This window comes from Streptomyces racemochromogenes (genome assembly GCF_039535215.1).
Classification (GTDB): Bacteria; Actinomycetota; Actinomycetes; order Streptomycetales; family Streptomycetaceae; genus Streptomyces; species Streptomyces racemochromogenes.
Genome location: NZ_BAAAWT010000001.1, coordinates 7306124 through 7325805 on the forward strand (window position 1 = coordinate 7306124; position 19682 = coordinate 7325805).

The following is a 19682-nucleotide window of genomic DNA, read 5'->3' on the forward strand; positions in this document are numbered from 1 at the left end:
GGGGTACGGATGGCGCGCACAGGGGGAGGGCGGACGAGGCGTACTTGTCCCGGGCGATCCGCCAGGCCCTGCGCAGCCGGGGCGGGCGCAGCCGCGCAGACCGCCGCGGCCGACGCCGTCCGCTGCGCCGCGCCGAGCGAGGAGGCCGAGCTCGCCAAGGGGGGAGAAGCCCGCCCCGGACCGGGCCGCCGACGCGCTGCGCCCGCTGCTCGACCCCGGTGTGCCGGCCGACCTGATGTCGGGTGAGGACTGGCTGGCGATGGCGGGGCAGATGGTCCTGCTGCGGAGGCCCGGCGTCGACCTGCACACCTTCCTGCCCCAGCGCGGCCGGGTCGCCCAGAGCGCCAGCACCGAGCCCGTACGCCGCGCCCGCCACAATGCCGGCCCCAGCCTCGGAGCGGGTGCCGGTGACAGCGGCGGCCAGCGCGGACGCCCGCGAGATGTGGGGTCCGCCGACCGAAGGCCTCACCGTCCCGAACGACCTGGGAACAGCTCGGCGTCTCGGCGGCGGCGAACAGCCGGCTGGTGACCATTGCGACGAACCCCGTGCGCTCCGAGCGGGAGACGGCCCTGCTGGCCAGTACCCGGGCCTGGCCCCTCCTTGCGGCCCGTCTCCCGCGGCACGGAAGGAGAGCAGGGCCTGCGCCAGAGGCTGAAGGCCGACCTGAGGGACAGCACCGCCCGGCAGCAGGGCCCGCCCTTCGAGCCGGGCGACGCTGGCGGGCTGGCGCAGGACCCTGCCCGGTTTCCCGTCCCCGGCACAAGGCTCCGGTGCGGGCGCGGGGTTCGACCGGGCTCACGTGGTGGCCTGGCTGCGCACCGTCGGGAAGCTGACGGTGCCCGCCGGCCTGCCGGCGCGGCTGCTGGTGCCGCGCGGGACCGGGCACCACGCGGTGGCGCGCTCCGGCGGCGCGGAGTGCAGGTGCGTACGGCACGCCTGTGGGGCGTCACCCGCCGGCCGTGGTGCCCCGACCACGGCACGGCCGCCGGCCGAGGACGCCGATGTGGTGCCGCAGCCAGGCATCCGAGGTCGGTGACGCCTGCCGGGAGGTGATCGACCAACTGCTTGAGGTCAACGCGCTCTACCGGATCCGAGCCGCCCAGTGGCGCTGGGCCTGCGGAAGAAGTACGGCGACCGCCGGCTGGAGGCCGCCAGCGCGAAGGCCGTCTCGCTGCGGACCTGGCTTCGACGTCCTGGCCGACGGCCGGGCTCCCCACGACTCCCTCGTCCTGCCCAACACCTGCGAGCTCGTCCAACGCTTCTGAGAACGCCGCCCCACGCCTCGTCCCCGATGCCACCCGAGCCGAATCCACGGGTCGGCCCAGCCCGGCAAGGCGCAAACGGTGTTGACGGGCGGCTCGCTCGAAGGGCCGGCCGTCGTTGACGTCCGACCCTTTCGCATGAGCCGACGGATCCCCCGTCCCTTCCGCTCTCGTGCCGGAGGGCCTGGCTCACTCGACGGCTCCGCGCGCGGGTTCTACGTGGCTTCCTACGGGAGAGGAGGCCTGCCTGCTCAGGGGGAGGCAAGGGCGGAATCGTCAAGGACGCGAGCTCCCGGAAGCCGGTGGCGCGCCGAGAACAACGCCGCGTGCACGTCGGCGGTGCCGGTCACCACGCACAGCGCGCGCTCGGCGTCCTCGAGCTCCCTCCGCACGGGTGAACCGTCGTCGGCGGCTGCGTCGAGTACGGCCAGAGCCCAGTAGCGATCGACGAGACCGGTGAGCACGGCCGGGTGCGCCATCAGCATGGTGGGTTCCTTCCGTCGGCGAACGATCAAGTGGCCGTCGCCTACCCCGCCCGTCGGCTCCGAATCGTGGCCCGGCGCGCAACTGATCGCGAAGGGCGTTCACGGGGTGCGCGGCCCAGCAAGGCGCCAGGGGAGGACCTGACCTGACCGGCCCCGTCGATCCTCCCAGCCGGAAGCCGCCGGCGACAGCGCCGCAGGAGCCGCCCCGCCCCTGTCGCAGCCGCGCGCCCGAGGACCTGCCAAGGCCCGTGCCACACCTCCTCGACACGCAGGTGCACCCACCGGTGTCCGCTGCGAGGCACCGGACGCGTCCAGGCCCACCGCGTGGGACATCAGACCGGGTCGGGAAGCGCTGGTCACCACGGCTTCCCGCGTGCCCTGCGTACTGCAGAAGGAGAGCTGATCGGCGAACCGAGGCAGCCGCACGCCGGGAGGATCACGCCCCGCAAGGCGGTGCCGCCCGGCAGACGTCATTCAGGGCCGACCGGCCATTCGTCCAGAAGGCCCATCGCGGGCGGTCCTCCCGAAGGCGTCCGGTGAGGGCCCACACGTCAGGCCCACTCTGAGTGCGGCATCATGCAGCGCTGTGCAGCGGTTGCCGCGTGGTCAGCCCTGCCGTCCGGCACCGGGCGCGGCCGTACCCCGCCGACCGCCGACCGCCTAGAGTGGACGTCCACTCTGCAGCGGACGTCACCCTCCCACCTGACCTTTTCGGGTCGACATCACCCAGGAGCCACCCATGGGCGCCCAGCCCCGTCGGAGCCGACCGGACGACGGCCACGCGGACGCCCTGTTCGCTCTCGAGGACCTCGACCCGGGTCAGGAACGGCTTCCGCGGGCGGACACCGGCCCGCTGTTCCGCGATACCCCGGCCGCCCGCCGGCTGCTGGCGGTGACGGAGATCCGGGCCGAGGCCGCCGCCGCGGCCTCCCGGCGGGGCAGGCAGATCCTCGCCCGTTTCCCGGACGCCAGGGTCCTGCCCGTGGCGTCCCACTGGGCCATCCCGGATCTTCACGGCAACGCCGGCAACGTCGACCGCTGGGTCCGGATCAAGAGGGAGGTCCTCGTCCTCGGGGAGAAGAAGACGCTGACCACCCGGCCCAACGGGCGCTCGGCGGATTGGATCGCCCCGAGCTCCGCCAACGGTTGTGCGATGGCCTGTGCCTACTGCTACGTGCCCCGCCGGAAGGGGTACGCCAACCCGATCACGGTCTTCACCAATATCGAACGCATCATCGACCACCTTTCCCGGCACATCGCGCGTCTCGGTCCCAAGCCCGAGGGCAACCAGTGCGACCCGGCCGCGTGGGTCTACGACATCGGCGAGAACAGTGACTGTTCCGTGGACGCCCTGATCAGCGACAACGTCGGCGACATCATCCGGTCGTTCGCCCGATGGCCCTCCGCCAAGGCCTCCTTCGCGACCAAGTTCGTCAATCCCGACCTCCTCCTGCTCGAACCGAAGGGACGCACCCGAATCCGTTTCTCGGTGATGCCGCAGGCCGACTCCAGGCTGCTGGACATCCGCACCAGCCCGGTCGAGAGCCGTATCGCCGCCGCCGGAGAATTCCTGGAAGCGGGATACGAGATCCACTTCAATCTCTCGCCCGTCGTTTTGCGGCCGGGCTGGGAAACGGCCTGGGCCGACCTCCTGCGGCACATGGACGATGTCCTGCCGACGCAGGTCAAGAACCAGGCGGCTGCCGAAGTGATCATGCTGACGCACAACGAGGAACTGCACGACCTCAACCTGGGCTGGCACCCGCGCGCGGAGGACGCCCTCTGGCGGCCGGACCTCCAGGAGCCCAAACGCTCGGAGAACGGCGGCATCAACGTCCGCTACCAGCGCGCGGTGAAGTACGACGCCGTCGACAGAATGCGCACCCTGATCGCCCGGCACGCACCGTGGCTCCGGATCCGCTACGCCTTCTGACATCCCGGGCCGCCCCGCACCTCGCGAGCGGCCCGCCGGCCCGGGCGGCCACGGCCTCGGCACCCGCCTCCACCCCTACAGCGTGAGCCGGGAGCGGCCCCGAGCGCGTACCCGCTCCCGCCCCCGGTCTGGGGCCGGCGCGGATCAGATGCCGGCGTTCCACACTTCCGGGCCGCCGCCTTCCCAGCGGATGGGCCCGTCCTCGGAGAGGTCCACGTCCTCCAGCCCGGCATGACGCAGGAGCTCGGACACGTCGCCGGGCGTGTACGCGCGGCCGAGGTCGGCGTCCACACCCAGCGCGTGCACGGTCACCTTCCGCCCGCCCCTCGGCGACACGGGATGGACCACGATCTCCGTCTGGTCAGGCATGCCTCCAGCCTGCGCCCTGGCCGTACGCCGGGCACTTCGAGACGGCCGGACGACGCAGCGCGACGGTCGGGGTGCGCGGGTCCGGTGGGAGCGGCCGCGGCGTCTTGCGCGGCCGCCCCGTGGGCGCGTCGCCGTACCCACCGGTGCCGCTGGTCCGGTTCACCCGCCGCCTGACCGACGGAGCCGGGCCCCTGCGGGCGGGCTCCGGCCTCCGACGGGCCCCGGCCTCCGACCGGAACCACCACACCAGCCGCTGTACGCCCCAGGGCGGTCAGCCGTGCCTGCTACGTGGGCAGAGCCGCGCCCTGGCCGGCTGTTTCCACTGCTGGAACCACTTGCCGACGTCGTCGCCGTCGAAGACGATGCCCGGCGTGGTGTGGGTCAGGACGCCGTCGGCGTCGACCGGGTCCGCCGGGACGCGGTACTGCCGTTGCCAGTCCAGCGGCCACGCGGCAGTCCCGGTTCCCGGCGCAGCGCTCGAGGTCAGGTCACGTCGGGCCCGGCCAGTCCTGGTGCTGGGCCGCCACCCTCCCCGCCCGACCCGCTACTTCGCGAAGCGCCAGGTGACGTCCAGCTTGCGCTTGTCGAGCGAGGCGAGTGCCTTGAAGGCCCCCGGGGTGAGGTCGAGACCGTGCCGTCCCGCGCCTGGAGCCTTGTCGAGGACCGTCGCCGTGATGGACTTCCCCTTGTAGGTGATGACGACCTTGCGTCCGCACGTGCTCGACGGATACGCGGCCCCGAACATGGTGGGGTCGAGCGCGACGGCGAGGTCGCTTTCCTTGATCATCTTCCCGCACGCGCCCAGGCCGGGGGAGTAGTGGGTCGCGGAGCCCTTGTAGGTCTCACCCGGCTGGTCCGGCTGCGGAGAGGCCGTCGCCGTCTTGCTCGGCTTCGGGGGCGGTGCGGTGGTCGTGTCGGGCTGCGGGCTGCCTGACGGAGCGGGCGTCTTGCTCGGCTGCTGCGCCGTCGTACCGCCGGCCGGCGGAGCGAGGGTCGAGCCGGCCGGCTCCGCCACGACCGTGGCGTTCGGCTGGGCCGCAACCGTGGCCTCCGGCTTCGCGGCGACCGTCGCGGCCTGGGCGGAGACGGCGACGTCGCCGGTCTCCGAAGCGGAGGCGGTGGCGACGGTGATCACGGCGCCAGAACCGGCGGCGAGCACGGCAACTGCGACGGCGGCCGTGGCGATTGTTGTCTTCATCGTTCTCTCTCTTTGAAATGTCGCGTTCCAGGGTTGGCTCGCGGAAGGTCCTTGACGGTGTGCCCACGCGCACGGCCGCGCGCGTACAGCGTCCCGAGGGCGGCCGCTCTCACACCCGCCCAGGGGTCGCCTACGGCCCCGACGACGAGAACTGTCGCGCGGGTCCCCACCGGGGGCGGTCGAAGGCGCCCGCTCCGACGCGATGAGCCGCGAAGGTGCAGACCGGCAGGCCCGGCAGGCTTGCCAGGAAGACCTCGCTGCCCAGGGTGGTTTTGACCGGTAGCCCGTGCACCTGCGGTGTCGTGCCGGGACGTCCATCGGTCGTGTGCCGTGGCCAGCCGCGGATACGCCCTGCCCGTGCCGGCGGAGTCGAGGGGGCGTGCCCGTGTCGGACACGGCTTTCCGGCCGAAGCCGGTGCGTCGGGGGGTAGCGGGTGGTGCGAACCGACGTCGCGAGGCCCTTGAGCCGGCATCCATCCGTCGGGACGTTGCCCAGCCCGATCGTGCCCCCTGCGGTCACCGCCTCCGACACTCCTTGCCGGTATGGGCTGTTCCAGCGGCATTCCACCGTGTGGACGTTGCCGTCGGTGTCCGAGCCGGGGCAGAGCCGGGTCGCCTCGTTCACGACGGAGTCCGCCGGGCCGAGGTCGGGCTCGGTGGCCTGAGCCGAAGGCGCCGGGGCGAGGATCGCGCATATCGCGGTCAGGGCCGCCGCGATGCCGCTTCGGATTCTCATGAGGGGACTCTCTCTCGCCCGGCGGCTGCCGGAGCCGTGCTGTGCCTGTACCGGCAGCCAACAGGCGGCAGCGCGCGCAGGCCATGCAGTTCCACCCGCAGAACTCGGAGCGGACTACTTTTGCGAGTCCACCCCGCACAGGTCACACGGTGCAGTCGCTGACCCGCGGACCCCGGGGCGGGCGGGCGCTGTGGGCCACGCCGTGCCGCCTCCCCGATGGCTACCCCGCTGGGCAACGCCTCCCGCGGCGGCCGCCGCGCCGGCGAGACCCTCACCGAACAGGCCCGCCGGTTCCACCAGGACCACGCCCCCGCCGGCCGGCTCCCGCGCATCGCCCTCGACGGGCACACGTGGTCAGCTCGTCCACGCCGGCCACCCCCACCCGGTGTCCACATCTTCGCCGCCGCTTTCAGCCGACGGCACCTGGGAACGCGTCTTCGCCTCCCTGCTCGCCCAGGCCGACGCCGAGAAGGACCTCGACCGGGTCGTCGCCGTCGACTTCACGCTCGTCCGCGCCCACAAGCACGCCGCCGGGGCCCGTCAAAAGGGGCTCCGGCCGGTGAGCCGGCCGACCATGCCCTCGGGCGGTCCCGGGGAGGGCTGACCACGAAGATCCACTTTGCTGCCGACGGCCGCTGCCGACCCCCGGCGTTCGTCCTCACGCCGGGTCAGGCCGGTGGCGCACCGGCGTTCACCGAGGTCATGACCGCGATCCGGGTCGCGAGGCCGAAGGCAGGCCGCGAACCCGGCCCGCCGTCGTGCTGGCCGACCAGGCGTATGCGTCCCGGGCGATCCGCTTGCACCTGTGCAGACACAGGATCCGGGCCGTGATCCCGCAGCCGGCCGATCAGATCGCCAACCGCGGACGGTTGGGCAGCAAGGCGGTCGGCCGCCGGCCTTCGACAAGACCGTCTACAAGCAGCGAACACCGTCGAACGCTGCATCAACAAGCTCAAGCAGTGGCGCGGCCCGGCCACCCGCTACGACAAGACGGCAACGGTCTACCTGGCGGCCCTTCACCTCGCGGCCATCCACATCTGGGCCGCGAGGTGATCTACAGGAAACGGCCTCGTGGCGGCCCTGCCCGGAACGGCGCCCATCCAGCCCCCTGCATCGGAACAGTCGCTGGCCCACTGCGCTACCGCCCTCGGCCATCTACTGCCTGCGGACCCGGCAGCCTTCCTCCGGGAGGGCAACGGCCCCACGCGCCCCTGCGGTCAACCACCATGACCCGGCGTGGAGAAGCAGCCGCCCGCGGTGCCGTGGGTGAGCGGCCATGACGCCGTCGAAGGCACCACTCGGGCGCCAGACGATCAGCTTGGACGCGAGCGCCGCCGACGTGCCGCGTCCGACGGGGCGGCCGCCACCCGCACCGACCACGAGTGGCGGTCACGGACATGACAGCATGAGGCCATGCCACCCCCTGCACCCCGACGGTGACTACGCGCGCGGTCTCCGCGATGTACTCCGTAGCCGACGACGCCTGGTACCTGGAACCGCAGCGCGCCACCGGGCAGGAGCACCTGGCGACCGCGATCGTCCCCGACGGGGACCCCGCGCGGGAGCCGACCGTGCACTTCCGCCGCACTCCCCGGAGCGGACCTCCCCGCCGTCCTGAACGCGGCCTTCGGCCGAAACCCCGACGGTACCGGCGTGGACGTCCCGGGGGAGTAGGAGCCCTGCCCCGCACGGCGGTCCTCGATGCGGAACGGCTTCCCTCACTCACCGTTGTTTTCTGTGGAGATGGCCGCCCCCTTCCCAAGGGCCGCGCTTGTACCTCTGGCGGGCGCTCCGAACGCCCTCCTAGGATCACCGGCGGACCGCTCCACCTGTACGAGTGCGTTCGGCACGGCCTCGCGGCCGCACGGCGTTCCGGCGCCGGGACAGCGGTGCGGTCCCCGTAGCCGGTGGCTCCCGGTCCCCTGAACCTCACGCTCCGTATCTGTCGGCGGGACGGGAGCGACGGACGGGACGGGCGCGAACCCCGGGTCAGCGACCAGCGAAGAGGGGGAACCAGCCCGTGGTGTGGACCCAGTTCACGACCGCCCATCTCCAGGGGGCACAGCGATACGAGAGCTGGGAGTCGATGGCCTCCCAGTCCCTGTTCCGCTCCCGGTTCACCGGTCCCCACCTGCACGACTTTCTCGCCAGATCCAGCGCACTGGACCTCGGGAACATCCAGACGTTCGCCCAGAGCCTGCCGCCCCTGGAAGCCAACCGGCCCCCCGCCCTCATCCGGCAGGCCGACCCCGAGGTCGTCCACCTCTGGCTGACCCGCCGGGGCCTGCTCGGCCTCAGCCAGTCCGGCCGCGACGTCATGGCCGGCGAAGGCGACTTCGTCCTCTATGACTCCTCGCGGCCGTGCCGCGGCTTCGCCGAGGCCCCCGACGGCCGGGACATCGCCGGAGTCATCGTGCAGGTGCCCCGCGCCCTGCTGCCCCTCCATCCCAACACCCTGGACGCCCTGACCATCACCCGCATCCCTGGGAACACCGCGATCGGAACGCTCTTACGCACCTACCTGACCGACCTCATGGCCCACGCCCCGTCCTACGGCAAGGCCGACGCCCCGAGACTGGGTTCGGCCACCCTCGACCTGCTCACGCTCCTGCTGGCCCGGACGGCCCGCGACGGGCGCTGCCTCACCCTCGAAGCGCGGCACACGGCCCTGCGGGCGCGCATCGGTCACTTCATCCAGCAGCGGCTGGCCGAGCCCGACCTCACGCCCGCGTCGATCGCCGCCGCCCACCGGATCTCCGTGCGCTACCTCCACAAGCTCTACCAGGACGACCACATGACCGTCTCCGCCCTGATCCGGCACACCCGCCTGGAACGCATCCGCCGCGATCTGAGTGACCCCCGACTCGGCGCACGCTGCGTCAGCGCGATAGCCGCCCGCTGGGGATTCCCGGAACCGGCCCACTTCAGCCGCGCCTTCCGCTCCGCCTACGGCGTCACCCCCAGCGACTACCGCCGCCACGCCCTGCCGGACCCGGTCGTGCACTGACCGTCAAGGCCTGTGCACGGCAGATCAATCCGTACGGACCCGCCCCTGCGAGGCTGCTCCCGTCAAGCCAGGCCAACGACCTCAAGGAGTCTGACATGCGGGTTTCCGGCAAGCGGATCGCCCTCGGCGCTGCTGCCCTGTCCTCTGCCCTCGTCATCGGGATCGCCGGCACGGCGAGCGCGGCCGTCGGCTTCCACGCGGTCTCCACGTCCGGCAAGAGCGAGATAGGCGGGAACTACGAGTACAAGTACGCGGGCCAGGCCGACACGGACAACCCGCGGGGCGGCGGCAAGAACCTCTACGACGGCAAGTTCACGAACGCGTCGGCCACGGACCGAGTCGGCGGCGACGGAGTCGAGTCGGTGCTGGCACTGGCGTACGACGAGTACAAGAACGGCGTCTGGAGCCACAAGACCAACGTCGTCGCGGTCGTCAACGGGACCCGGACCTGGACGTTCTCCAAGAAGGCCGACGTGAAGGCGTACGCCTGCGACCGCGCCGTCAACACCACCAGGCTCCTCAACTGCAAGGCCGCCTGGTAGCCCCACCCCCGCGGGGTCCGGCCCCCTCCCGGACCCCGCGGCCCAAGGGCTGTCCGCGACCTGCTGTCGTCCGGATGCGCGGGCTCCCGCGCCGGTCAGGACCAGGAGCAGGGGCGAAGGCGCGGAACCGCACGGTTACTGGAGCAGGACCGTCTTGCGGAGAAGCGAGTGTCCCACCGCTCCGGTCAACTACTCCAGCCGGCTGGAGCGCCCAGTCCGCGGATCGGCCGGTTACCGGGCGGCCTCGCGTAGGAGCGCCAGGAGGGCGCGCGCCTGCGGGGCGCCCGCGTCGAAGAACTGCGTGGCCAGTGCGGGGGGTACGGCGGTTCCATGCATGCGGACCTCATGGCAGCTGAAGCAGAAGGCCGCCTCGAACAGCACCAGGTCGAGAGTGTCCGCGTACGCCCGGACACTCCAGCCCGGTGAGAAGCCGCAGCGGTGCTGCTCGCCGCCGGGCAGGCTTTCGATCAGGGCCATGGCGCTGACGGCCTCGCTCCCGATCCAGTGGGCGCCCACACGGCCGGGATACGGGATGCCCCGCCGCCGCTGCCACGTTGGCTCCTACGGGTGAAGACGCGGGGGCCGCACTTGCCCAGACCAAGGCCAAGCAGCAGGCGAAGAAGTAGCCCTCACAGATGACGGCTCACTCTCTGGGTGTGAATCACGGCTGTCGGCGACCTTGGCGATCGAGACAGTCGACCAGCTTCGCTTCGCTGCGGCGCAATCGAACAGACTCGTCCTCAGGCAGGGACCCCACTGCGTCGACGAGGACACGTGTTCGGGAAAACGTGGCCCAGCGCACTGGAGTAAATCCGGCACCCGGAGCACCATGCCAAGCCGACGCACCGCTCAAACATGGAGGACTCAGGCGGGTAGAGACGGAACCAGTAAGAGCGGACCGTTGTCCCGCAGGCAGCACAGATTCGGCGATCGCCGTCCCCGACCGTGTCCCAGGTCGCCACCTTGACCCAGTGCCACCGCCTTGCCGGTGCTCTTCAAGTCGTCATGCGCAGCATTCTCGCTCATGACCCATCCGCCCACCTCGAAAGCCGCACGACTACCATGGCTGGCCCTGCTCAGACCGGAACCCGGAGCCACTTCCGGCCGGAGCACGCGTCGTTTCAACCACAGACGTGGGGCCAGCCCAGACCGAATGTCTGGGGCCACTTCACGGTTCTGGCTCAACTTCTGTGGTGTCGGCCAGAGGCCAGGGCGTCGGCGAGCCGCGCCCCCGGATCGCCGGTAACGCGGTGTGCGGACTGTCCGGTTGGCCAGGTCGAGATTCCGTCGTCCACCCACCGCGGAACGACGTGGAAGTGCAGGTGGGGCACCGACTGCTCCGATCCCGGGCCGCTGGCACTGAGGATGTTCACGCCCGAGGCGCCCAAAGCGGTCCGCGCAGCCTCGGCCACGCGCTGAACCAGCGCCGTCGTCACGGCGAGTACCTCGGGCGGGGTCTCGAACACATCCGCGTAATGCAGCGTCGGAACCACCAGCGTGTGGCCCGGCGCCAGCGGGTTGAGTGGAGTGAAAGCACAGGCCACCGGACCGCGATCCACCCAACTCGCGGTGCCTTCACTGATGAGTCCGCAGAAAATGCAATCCATGCGACCGACCCTGTCAGACGGGGGATGGCACTCGCCCACCAGTTCGGGGTCTGGTGGGGACGGCAGGGACGGCCCACGGCTTCACGGAAGTTGTGCCAGAACCCACTTCACACCGTAAGAAGCCGTTGTCGTACCGATTTTGGTGAGCATGGGTTCGAGTGCGGCGGCTCGGTCGGGCGATCTTCGGTCTGTCCGTGCATGAAAACAGGGCCTCTGATGCAGCTCGGGGTTGTCGAGACCTTGAGCACACCGGGAGGCCCTACCGACGGCATCCCGGCACCTCCACTGCCGAGACGACACAACACCTCGTCTCGCCATCGAAGCGTCGTCCCCATGCCTGACCAGCGCAAACGCACCCGTCACTCTCGGAAGGGCAGCGGCTTCCAACTGGCCCGGACGTGAATCGTGTCAGAAGTCTGGTCTAGCTTTGGCCTGTGAATCACAGCAGCCTCACGGTCGGGGCGCCCCGCGAGCCTGACTTGCCGCCCTACCAGGTAGTCCTAGCGGAGACTGATTGGCGTTCGCTCCAGACAGCTTTTGGGAACGGTGAGTGCCTGCCCAGAGTCCTGGCACGGCTGCTGGAGCCTGATCCCAAGGTGCAGGTCACCGCTTTGTCGGAACTGAGTGAGTTGGTCGGCCACCAGAACACCATCTACGAAGCCACCGCCCCCGTTGCCATGTATGTCGCTGGCATCCTCACCCACCCGGCGGCCATGACCCTCCGGCCGTATCGCAGCGTCCCCATCCGCGCGACATTGTTGAACTGGTTGGCTTCCACGGCTTACGACGCCTCCGACGACTTCGTAGACCGCGTTGGGCAGTACTTCCCTGGATTCCTCACCCCCGGCACCCTCGTGGCCGGCTTCCGGGACCTGCGCCCGATGCTATACCGAGCCGTCGCGCCCTTCCTGCAAGACAGTCACGAGGACGTGCTCGAAGCCGCCTGCCTCGCCGCGCTCATCCTCGCCGAGCACCCCGCGCTGGCCCAGCACCGCGATCACCTCGCCGTGCACGCGTGCCGCATCCTGGACACCAGCAGCGACGCCCCTAACCGGCGAATCGCCTGGAAGGCCCTCGAAGCATGGGGCCACGACGTCTCTGAAATTGAACCTTTTCAGGAGGAGCCCTGGGACTGCGGGCCACACAGCGATGGCCGCGGCGATCTCGAACCTCCCTTCTGATTGATAGGCGAACGGCCCACCGGCCCAAGGATGTGCGGCCGTTTACAAGCAGTTGCCGTAACGATCTCGGTGAACATGGGTTCGAGTGCGGCGGCTCGGTCGGGCGATCTCCGGTCTGTCCGTGCATGAAAACAGGGCCTCTGATGCAGCTCGGGGCTGTCGAGACCTTGAGCACATCAGGAGGCCCTGTTGTCGCTGTCCTGTGGCCTCGCACCGGCTGGCGCCAACTCGGCTTCAACCGAGTGTGATTGCCTCGCTCATCAGTTCGGGAATGCCGGCGACCGACCGCACAGGCGACCGAGGTATCCGTCCGACATAAGCGATGCGGAGTGGGCCGTCGTGCGCGACGCGATGCCCGTCCCCGCCTGGCTGGAAGGCCGGGGCGGGCGGCCGGAGGGCTACTGCCAGCGTCAGATGGTCGACGCAGTGCGCTACTTGGTCGCGGGCGGTATCACCTGGCGGGCGATGCCGGCGGACTTCCCCGAGTGGGATCGTGTCTACGCCTTCTTCCGACGGTGGCGCGACACCGGCCTGGTCGCCGAGTTCCACGACCGGCTGCGGGACCGGGTCCGCCAGGCCGCCGACCGGGATCCGGAGCCGACCTCTTCACGTCGACGTGGATCAGCTCGCCTGGCCGGTCGCGTTCGTAGCGGCGGATCACGGTGCCGGTCGGCCGGTCCATCCAGGCCAGGCGGCCCAGGCCGTGCCGGGTCAGGATGCGGTGCACGGTCGAGGCGGGCAGGCCCGTGATCGGACCGATACGGGCAGGGCCGAGCCTGCGTGTCCGTCGCAGTTCACACACCCGGGCCTCGATCTCGGCAGCGGTGCGGTGCGGCACCGAGTGCGCGCGGCTGGACGGGTCGGCCAGACCGGCCTCGCCCTCGGGCCGCCACCGCCGGACCCACTTGTGGGCCGTGGCCCGTGAGACGCCCATCTCGGCAGCCACGTGAGCCACCGGACGACCCGATACGACGCGTGCGACCAGCAACCGCCTACCGAAGACGGTCAGGCGGGCATTACGGTGGGACACGAAGACCTCCGTGCGGTGAGTTCCTAGACAGCTCCCACCACACCGGAGGTCTTCTCCATGTTCAAGACCTGCCGAGTGTCAACGACGCTCGTGATCAATACATCTAGACCATCCCTATGCGGTGGGCGACTTCCTCGTTGTGGCGGAGCTGCTGGTGTGCTTGGGGGCCGAGGGTGTTGATGACGCCGGCGATGAGGACCTCGATGACGGCCAGGGTGGGAACGAGGCTGTCGTAGGGGGCGGTGGTACCCACCTGGCTGGGCAGGACCACGTCCGCGTGGGCGGTGGCGGGGGAGAGCCAGGGGTCGGTGAACACGATGGTCTTGCCGGTGGCCTCGCGGGTGAGCTGGGCGATGGCGGTCTTGTCGTCCTCGTAGCGCCGGTAGTCGAAGAGCACGACGACGTCCCGGCGGGTGAGCTGGGCCAGCGCCGCGGTGCGTTCGACGGGCCGGTCGGGCAGGAAGCGGACGTCTTCGCGCAGCTGCATCAGGTGGAGGCCGAGGTACTGGGCCAGGAGGTGGGTGAAGCGGCCTCCGGCGAGGATGATGTGGCGCTTGCGGTCGGCGAGGAGTTCGACCGCCCGTTGGAAGTCGTGCGGGGGGATTTCGGCGAGCGTCTGGGCGAGCGCGGGGGCGAAGGTGGCGTTGCCGTGTTCGAGGAGCCCCGCAGTGCTGGTGGTCTCCTCGGAGTGCCCCAGGCCCGCGGCCTCGTAGAGGGCGACGGGGGAGGCGTTGCGGACGTCGAGTTCGCTGCGGACCGCCGCCTGGAGGTCGGGGAAGCCGTGGTAGCCCATCCGCGCGGCGAAGCGCAGGACGGTGGGGGTGGAGACCGAGGCTCGTTCGGCGATGACGGCGACGGTTTCGAAGACCGCGGACGGGTATCCGGCCAGCAGTGTTCGGGCGACCTTGCGTTCAGCGGGGCTGAGCGCGCCGAGGTTGGCGCGAATGCTGTCGGCGATGGTGCCGGTCATCGTCGGGTGGTTTCCTTCCGGGGAGGTCGTGCCGTGTTCGCCGAGCCTAGTGCCGGCGCGGCGAACACGGATGTGCGGGCTTGCCGTTGTGCCGGGGTCAGTTCGGGGTGATGGTGAGGGCGAGCGAGGTCAGTGTCGTCGGGTCCGAGGAGTCGGCGGCCCATGCGGTGGCGGGGTGTGTGCGGGTGAGCGTCACGGTGTAGCGCGGACTGGTCTCGAAGGTGGAAGCCGTCGCGGTGCGCTGGGTGCGGCTGGCCGCGAGGGAACGAGCGGTGCCCAGGAGGGAGTAGGGCCGCCCGCTGGTGTTGGCCGGGGAGTGGAAGGCGTCGGTGTTCGCGGGAACCGGGGTGTCGCCCGTCGGGGCGAGGGGGTGCTTGCCGGGTGCGGGAAGGGCCTGCCAGGTCCGGGGCAGGTAGCGGTCACCGTCGGTGAGGTAGGTGTAGCGGGCTCCGTCCAACGACCAGCCGGCGGTCGTGGTGTGGGCGCGGGCCTGGCGCAGGTCGAGGACGGTCACGCCGCGGGTGCCCTTGACGGTCGCGGTCTCGGCGGGTGTGCCGGGGTTGTCGATGACGAGGGCGGTGTTCTCGTCGAGGCCGTAGACGCGTGTGCGGCCGGTGTCGGCGGCCAGGCGCAGCGCGCGTCCTTCGCGGCCGGCGGCGCCGGTGTGGGTGTCGAGGAGGCCGGAGCGGAGGAACCCGAAACCGCCTGCCGGCAGGTAGCCCAGGCGGGTCGGGTCCTCGAAGTAGCCGGGGCTGCCGCCGTCGCGCAGCGCCTGGTAGGAGTCGCCTCCGGTGACCATGTCGGCCCCGGCCATGATCTGCGCGCCTGCGGAGGAGCCGGCGACGACGGCGCCGGCGGCGAGCTTGGCGCGGATCGCGGCCAGGACCTTGCTGTCGGTGTGCGCGTCGCCGTGGAGGAGGGTGGTGATGTAGCGGTACTGGTCGCCGCCGCCGAAGAAGAAGCCGGTCATGGAGTTGACCTGGGCGACGACCGCGTCGGAGTCCGCGTTGGCGATGTGGTCGAGGTCGACGGGTATCCACTGTGCGTCGGCGGCTCCGTGCTGCTTGAACAGGGAGGCGTAGTAGGCGCCGTTGCAGGCCGAGTTGCCGCACTGCGCGGGGTCGTCGGCGTTCGGGTCCTGGCTGGCGGGGATGGAGGCGGCGGTCAGGACGCCCATGCGGGCGGTGGGGCCGCCGGCGCGGTTGATGATCTCGCGGTAGACGGCCTTGTTGTCCTCCTTGAGGCCGCCGCCGACCAGGACCAGCGAGCCGCCGCGGGTCGGGCTGTGCGCGGGGGAGGCGTGGGCGGCGGGGACGGTGAGGGCGGCCAGCAGCATGGTTGCGGTGGCGGCCAGGAGGCTGCGTCGTGAGCGGGTGCCGGGCATGTGGGCTCCGTTCAGGTGGCGGTGGTGTGGCACAGGCGGGCGATCAGCAGGGTCAGGAGGGTGATGCGGTCGGTGATGGTGGTGGTGTCGAGCCATTCCTGGGGGGTGTGGTCGGCGCCGCCGACCGGGCCGAGGCCGTCCAGGACCGGTGTGCCGGTGGCGGCGATGGTGTTGGCGTCGCCGACGCCTCCGGTGCTCGCCGCCCCGAACACGAGTCCCAGTTCGCGGCCGGCGCTGTGGGCGACGGCCAGCATGCGGCGGTTGCCGGCTGTCGCCTCCATCGGCGGGCACAGGTCCAGCTGCCGCACCGCGGCGGTCGTGCCGAGTACGGGCAGGCGCGCCGCGGCCGCCTCGATGGCGCGGTCGATGCGGTCCAGGCAGGCGGTGGTGGTCGCCCGCACCTCGACGTGGAGTTCGGCCCGCTCGGGGACGATGTTGGGCCGGCTGCCGGAGCGGACGACCCCGACGTTGATCGTCGCGTCGTCCTCCTGCTCGTTGAGGGACTGCAGGGCGATGGTCAGGTGGGCCGCCGCGAGGGCGGCGTGGGCGCCGCGCTCGGGCTCTATGCCCGCGTGCGCCGCCTTGCCCGTGACGGTGACGAGGTACTCGGCCACTCCCTTTCGGGCGATGACCACATCGCCGTTCTCGCGGGCGCATTCCAGGGCCAGCGCGAAGTCGGCCTCGGCGGCGAGGGTCCGTGTGAGGGGGGCGCTGCCGGGGGAGCCGATCTCCTCGTCGGGCGTGGCGAGGAAGACGATCTCGTCGTAGTCGTCGAATCCCTCCTCGGCGAGGATCTCCAGCGCGCTCAGTCCGGCCAGGAGACCGCCCTTGTCGTCGCTGACACCCGGCCCGTGGGCCAGGGACCCGGTCAGGGAGAAGGGGCGGTCGGCCGCGGTGCCGTCGTCGAAGACGGTGTCCATGTGGCCGGCGAGGAGAATGCGCCGCCCTCCGTCCGCTGCCCTCCTGGCACCCTTCTTCCGGGCGACGAGCGCGCTGCCCAGGGCCCGCCCACGGTGGCGTCCGGCGGGCACGGTGTGTGTGGTGGCGCCGTAGCGCTCCAGCCGGTCCGCGAACCAGGCGGCGACGCGGTTGATCCCGTCGGGGCTGTAGGAGCCGGAGTCGATGGCCACCAGGGCGGCGAGGTCGGCCAGGTACTCGCCGTGCCGGGCGGCGGCGCGGGCCCGCAGTGTCCGGGTGGACGGCCGCGGGCTGACCGGGGCGGTCACAGGACCTTGGACAGGAACGCGCGGGTCCGCTCCTGCGCCGGGTCGGTCAGGACCTCGCGCGGGTCGCCCGCTTCGACGACGACGCCTTCGTCCATGAAGACGGCCGTGTCGGCGACTTCCCGGGCGAAGCCGATCTCGTGGGTGACCACGACCATGGTCATCCCGTCGGCGGCGAGGCGCCGCATCACGTCCAACACGTCACCCACCAGCTCCGGGTCGAGGGCCGAGGTCGGCTCGTCGAAGAGCATCAGCTTCGGCTTCATCGCCAGCGCGCGGGCGATGGCCACGCGCTGCTGCTGCCCGCCGGACAGTTGGGCGGGGTAGTGGCCGGCCCGGTCCGCGAGCCCGACCTGCTCCAGGAGCCGGTGCGCCTCGGCCTCGGCGTCGGGCTTCGAGACGCCCGCGACTTTCACGGGCGCCTCGCAGATGTTCTCCAGAGCGGTCATGTGGGGGAAGAGGTTGAAACGCTGGAAGACCATGCCGATGTCGCGGCGGCGTTCGGCGACCTCCCGCTCGCGCAGTTCGTGCAGCTTGCCACCGTGGCGGCGGTAGCCCACGAGGTCGCCGTCGACGGTCAGCGTGCCGCCGTCCACGGTCTCGAGGTGGTTGATGCACCGCAGGAAGGTCGACTTGCCCGAGCCCGAGGGCCCCAGCAGGCAGCAGACCTGACCGCGCCCGACCGTCAGGTCGATGCCCCGCAACACCTGGAGGCTGCCGTAGTTCTTGTGGACGCCACGCGCCCGGACCATGGGCTCGCTCATCGCCCGGCCTCCTTCCTCGTACGGCGGGCCCAGAGGGTGTCTGCGCCGCCGAGCAGCCGCCGCAACGTCGGGGTGCTGTGGCCGCGGGCCGCGCCGCGTCCGTAGCGGCGCTCCAGCCAGGCCTGCGGGATGCTCAGCAGGGAGACGAGCGCCAGGTACCAGCAGCTGGCGACGACCAGCAGGGGGATGACCTGGTAGTTCTGGGCATACACCTCCTGGATGTTCGACATCAGGTCGTGGGCGGCGATCACCGAGACCAGAGCGGTCATCTTGAGCATGTTGATGGTCTCGTTGCCCATGGGCGGGATGATGACCCTCATGGCCTGCGGCAGGACGATCCGCCGCATGGTCAGGGCCGGGCGCATGCCCAGCGAGTGCGCTGCCTCGGCCTGCCCGGGGTCGACGGACTGGATGCCCGCGCGGACGATCTCGGAGGCGTAGGCGGCCTCGTTCAGGCCGAGCGCCAGGAGGGCGGCGACCGCGGGAGTCAGGACGGTGTTGGTGTCCCAGGAGACGAACGTGATACTCGTGAACGGGATGCCGATCTTGATCTGGGAGTACAGGGCTGCGGCGTACCCCCAGAAGATGATCTGCACGAGCAGCGGTGTGCCGCGGAAGGCCCATACGAACAGGGACGACAGGCCGTACAGCACGGGGCTGGAGGACAGGCGCATGACCGCGACGACCGTGCCCAGGCTCAGGCCCAGGGCCATGGCGGCGGCGGTCAGCCACAAGGTGGTGGCCATCCCGTCGAAGATCAGACCGGCCCAGAGGTAGTCGCCGACGACGTCCCAGTGGAGGTTGTCGTTCTTGGCGAGCGACCCGGCGAGGCCGACCAGCGCGGCCACGGCCGCGACCGCCGCGACCCAGCGCCCGTAGTGGCGGACCGGCACCACGTCGAGCGCCTCGTCCTGGAATGCGGCGGTCATCGTGTGGGGTGTGCCGGTTGCCGTGGTGGTGTCGGTCACTGGGCGCCCGCGTTCTTCGTGGCTTCCTTGACCGCGATCGACGCGACGCCGTACTTGTCGCAGATCTTTGTCAGGGTGCCGTCGGCGACGAGTTGCCGCAGTGCCTTGTGGATCGCCTCGGTCAGCTGCGGCTGCTTCTTGGACACCGCGACGCCGTTGGGAGAGGCCTTGTACCCGCCCTGGGCGGCGGGGTCCTCCACGGAGTCGAAGGCGCCGCCGTTCTCGGCGGTCTTGGCGGTCCACCCGGCGGCCGGCTTTGTCAGGACATCGGCGACGACCTTGCCCGCGCGCAGGGCGAGCTGGGCGTCGGAGTCCTTGGGGAAGGTCTGGATGTCGATCGGCTGCCTGCCCAGCTCGGCGCAGCGGGACTGGTGGGCCTTGAGGAGGTCGGCCTGGTTGGTGGCGGCCTGGACACCGGCGGGGTGCCCGCACAGGTCGTCCAGGGTGGTGATCCCGGCCGGATTGCCGTCGGCGACCAGCAGGCCCGAGCCGGACTGGGAGTAGTCGACGAAGTCGACGACCTGCTGGCGTTCCTTGGTGTCGGTGATGGCGGAGATCGCCACGTCGTACTTGCCGGCCTGGAGCGCCGGGATGATGCCGTCGAACTTCTGGGGCGTGAAGGCGAACTTCACCCCGAGCTTGGCGCCCAGCGCCTGGCCGAGGTCGTAGTCCAGGCCGGTCAGCTCGCTCTGCCCCTCTTTGACGAACATCTCGAACGGCGCGTAGGGGACGTCGGTCGCCACCCGTACGGTGCCGGACTTCTTGATCGCTTCGGGCAGGGCGTCGTGCAGGTCCTGGTCGGGCTGGACCCGCACCCCCCGCCACGTCGGCGCCGGAGGGGGCGGGCGCTGCGGTTTCGGGTTCGCTGTTGCCGCATGCCGACAGGGCAGCGGTCGCGGTGAGCGCGGTGAGCGCCGCAGTCAGGGAGCGGACGACGGGTGTACTTGCGTGCATGACTCTCAGACCTCGTTCACAAGGGGAGGGAGGACACCGGAGGCGGCTGCCGTCGGCAAGCCACACCG

The 19682-nt window shown here is 71.1% G+C and carries 16 protein-coding genes and 3 pseudogenes; 7 read left to right on the forward strand and 12 right to left on the reverse strand.

Translation table 11 applies throughout. The annotated features are described in order from the left end of the window. Nucleotides 1-1002: 1002 nt before the first annotated feature. Nucleotides 1003-1266, forward strand: a complete 264-nt coding sequence (locus ABD973_RS34005) for a hypothetical protein (protein ID WP_345504176.1) — start codon at nt 1003-1005, stop codon at nt 1264-1266. 248 nt (nt 1267-1514) lie between these two features. Here the strand turns inward: ABD973_RS34005 and ABD973_RS34010 are convergent, their stop codons facing one another. Beyond that, nucleotides 1515-1748 (reverse strand): DUF5133 domain-containing protein, encoded by a 234-nt coding sequence (locus ABD973_RS34010; protein ID WP_125819616.1) that lies wholly within the window; start codon nt 1746-1748, stop codon nt 1515-1517. 739 nt (nt 1749-2487) lie between these two features. Between ABD973_RS34010 and ABD973_RS34015 the strand changes: the two genes are divergently transcribed. Then, entirely contained in the window at nt 2488-3681 is a 1194-nt protein-coding gene (locus ABD973_RS34015) for a spore photoproduct lyase family protein (protein WP_345504178.1), read from the forward strand. 144 nt (nt 3682-3825) lie between these two features. Here the strand turns inward: ABD973_RS34015 and ABD973_RS34020 are convergent, their stop codons facing one another. Then, nucleotides 3826-4050 (reverse strand): hypothetical protein, encoded by a 225-nt coding sequence (locus ABD973_RS34020; protein WP_125819614.1) that lies wholly within the window; start codon nt 4048-4050, stop codon nt 3826-3828. A gap of 544 nt (nt 4051-4594) precedes the next feature. Continuing rightward, complete coding sequence (locus ABD973_RS34025; protein ID WP_125819613.1) at nt 4595-5248, reverse strand: RlpA-like double-psi beta-barrel domain-containing protein; 654 nt, start codon at nt 5246-5248, stop codon at nt 4595-4597. 1145 nt (nt 5249-6393) lie between these two features. Between ABD973_RS34025 and ABD973_RS34035 the strand changes: the two are divergent. The 3 genes and pseudogenes from ABD973_RS34035 to ABD973_RS34045 form a co-directional block, all read left to right on the forward strand. After that, a pseudogene (locus ABD973_RS34035) lies at nt 6394-7037 on the forward strand (IS5 family transposase); the annotation flags it as partial. A gap of 967 nt (nt 7038-8004) precedes the next feature. Further along, nucleotides 8005-8991: an AraC-like ligand-binding domain-containing protein gene (locus ABD973_RS34040; protein WP_125819612.1), complete on the forward strand. Its 987-nt coding sequence runs from the start codon at nt 8005-8007 to the stop codon at nt 8989-8991. Nucleotides 8992-9086: 95 nt separating this feature from the next. Then, a complete protein-coding gene (locus ABD973_RS34045) occupies nt 9087-9533 on the forward strand; it encodes a hypothetical protein (RefSeq protein WP_125819611.1) in 447 nt (148 codons plus the stop codon). Nucleotides 9534-9764: 231 nt separating this feature from the next. On the opposite strand, the gene ABD973_RS34050 is transcribed toward ABD973_RS34045, so the two are convergent. Then, the gene (locus tag ABD973_RS34050; protein WP_345504182.1) at nt 9765-10049 is read right to left on the reverse strand and encodes a hypothetical protein; all 285 of its coding nucleotides are present in this window, start codon (nt 10047-10049) and stop codon (nt 9765-9767) included. A 665-nt stretch (nt 10050-10714) separates the two neighbouring features. Then, on the reverse strand, nt 10715-11140 hold the full coding sequence (locus tag ABD973_RS34055; protein WP_345504183.1) for an HIT family protein: 426 nt from the start codon (nt 11138-11140) through the stop codon (nt 10715-10717). A 434-nt stretch (nt 11141-11574) separates the two neighbouring features. Between ABD973_RS34055 and ABD973_RS34060 the strand changes: the two genes are divergently transcribed. Further along, nucleotides 11575-12321, forward strand: a complete 747-nt coding sequence (locus tag ABD973_RS34060; protein ID WP_345504184.1) for a hypothetical protein — start codon at nt 11575-11577, stop codon at nt 12319-12321. Nucleotides 12322-12672: 351 nt separating this feature from the next. Continuing rightward, nucleotides 12673-12810: pseudogene (locus ABD973_RS34065) on the forward strand (transposase); the annotation flags it as partial. Here ABD973_RS34065 and ABD973_RS34070 read toward each other — a convergent pair. The 7 genes and pseudogenes from ABD973_RS34070 to ABD973_RS34100 all read right to left on the reverse strand — a co-directional run. Beyond that, nucleotides 12800-13351, reverse strand: a pseudogene (locus tag ABD973_RS34070) (leucine zipper domain-containing protein); the annotation flags it as partial. The pseudogenes ABD973_RS34065 and ABD973_RS34070 overlap by 11 nt on opposite strands. Nucleotides 13352-13454: 103 nt before the next feature. Next, entirely contained in the window at nt 13455-14321 is an 867-nt protein-coding gene (locus ABD973_RS34075; RefSeq protein ID WP_125819608.1) for a MurR/RpiR family transcriptional regulator, read from the reverse strand. Between the two features lie 97 nt (nt 14322-14418). Further along, nucleotides 14419-15705: a cyanophycinase gene (locus ABD973_RS34080; protein WP_345504185.1), complete on the reverse strand. Its 1287-nt coding sequence runs from the start codon at nt 15703-15705 to the stop codon at nt 14419-14421. An 11-nt stretch (nt 15706-15716) separates the two neighbouring features. Next, complete coding sequence (locus tag ABD973_RS34085; protein WP_125819606.1) at nt 15717-16931, reverse strand: M20/M25/M40 family metallo-hydrolase; 1215 nt, start codon at nt 16929-16931, stop codon at nt 15717-15719. Then, on the reverse strand, nt 16928-17680 hold the full coding sequence (locus tag ABD973_RS34090) for an amino acid ABC transporter ATP-binding protein (RefSeq protein ID WP_125594882.1): 753 nt from the start codon (nt 17678-17680) through the stop codon (nt 16928-16930). The genes ABD973_RS34085 and ABD973_RS34090 overlap by 4 nt, the downstream gene beginning before the upstream one ends. A gap of 8 nt (nt 17681-17688) precedes the next feature. Next, nucleotides 17689-18621: an amino acid ABC transporter permease gene (locus ABD973_RS34095; RefSeq protein WP_345504188.1), complete on the reverse strand. Its 933-nt coding sequence runs from the start codon at nt 18619-18621 to the stop codon at nt 17689-17691. 35 nt (nt 18622-18656) lie between these two features. Beyond that, complete coding sequence (locus ABD973_RS34100; RefSeq protein ID WP_345504190.1) at nt 18657-19475, reverse strand: ABC transporter substrate-binding protein; 819 nt, start codon at nt 19473-19475, stop codon at nt 18657-18659. Between the last annotated feature and the right edge of the window lie 207 nt (nt 19476-19682).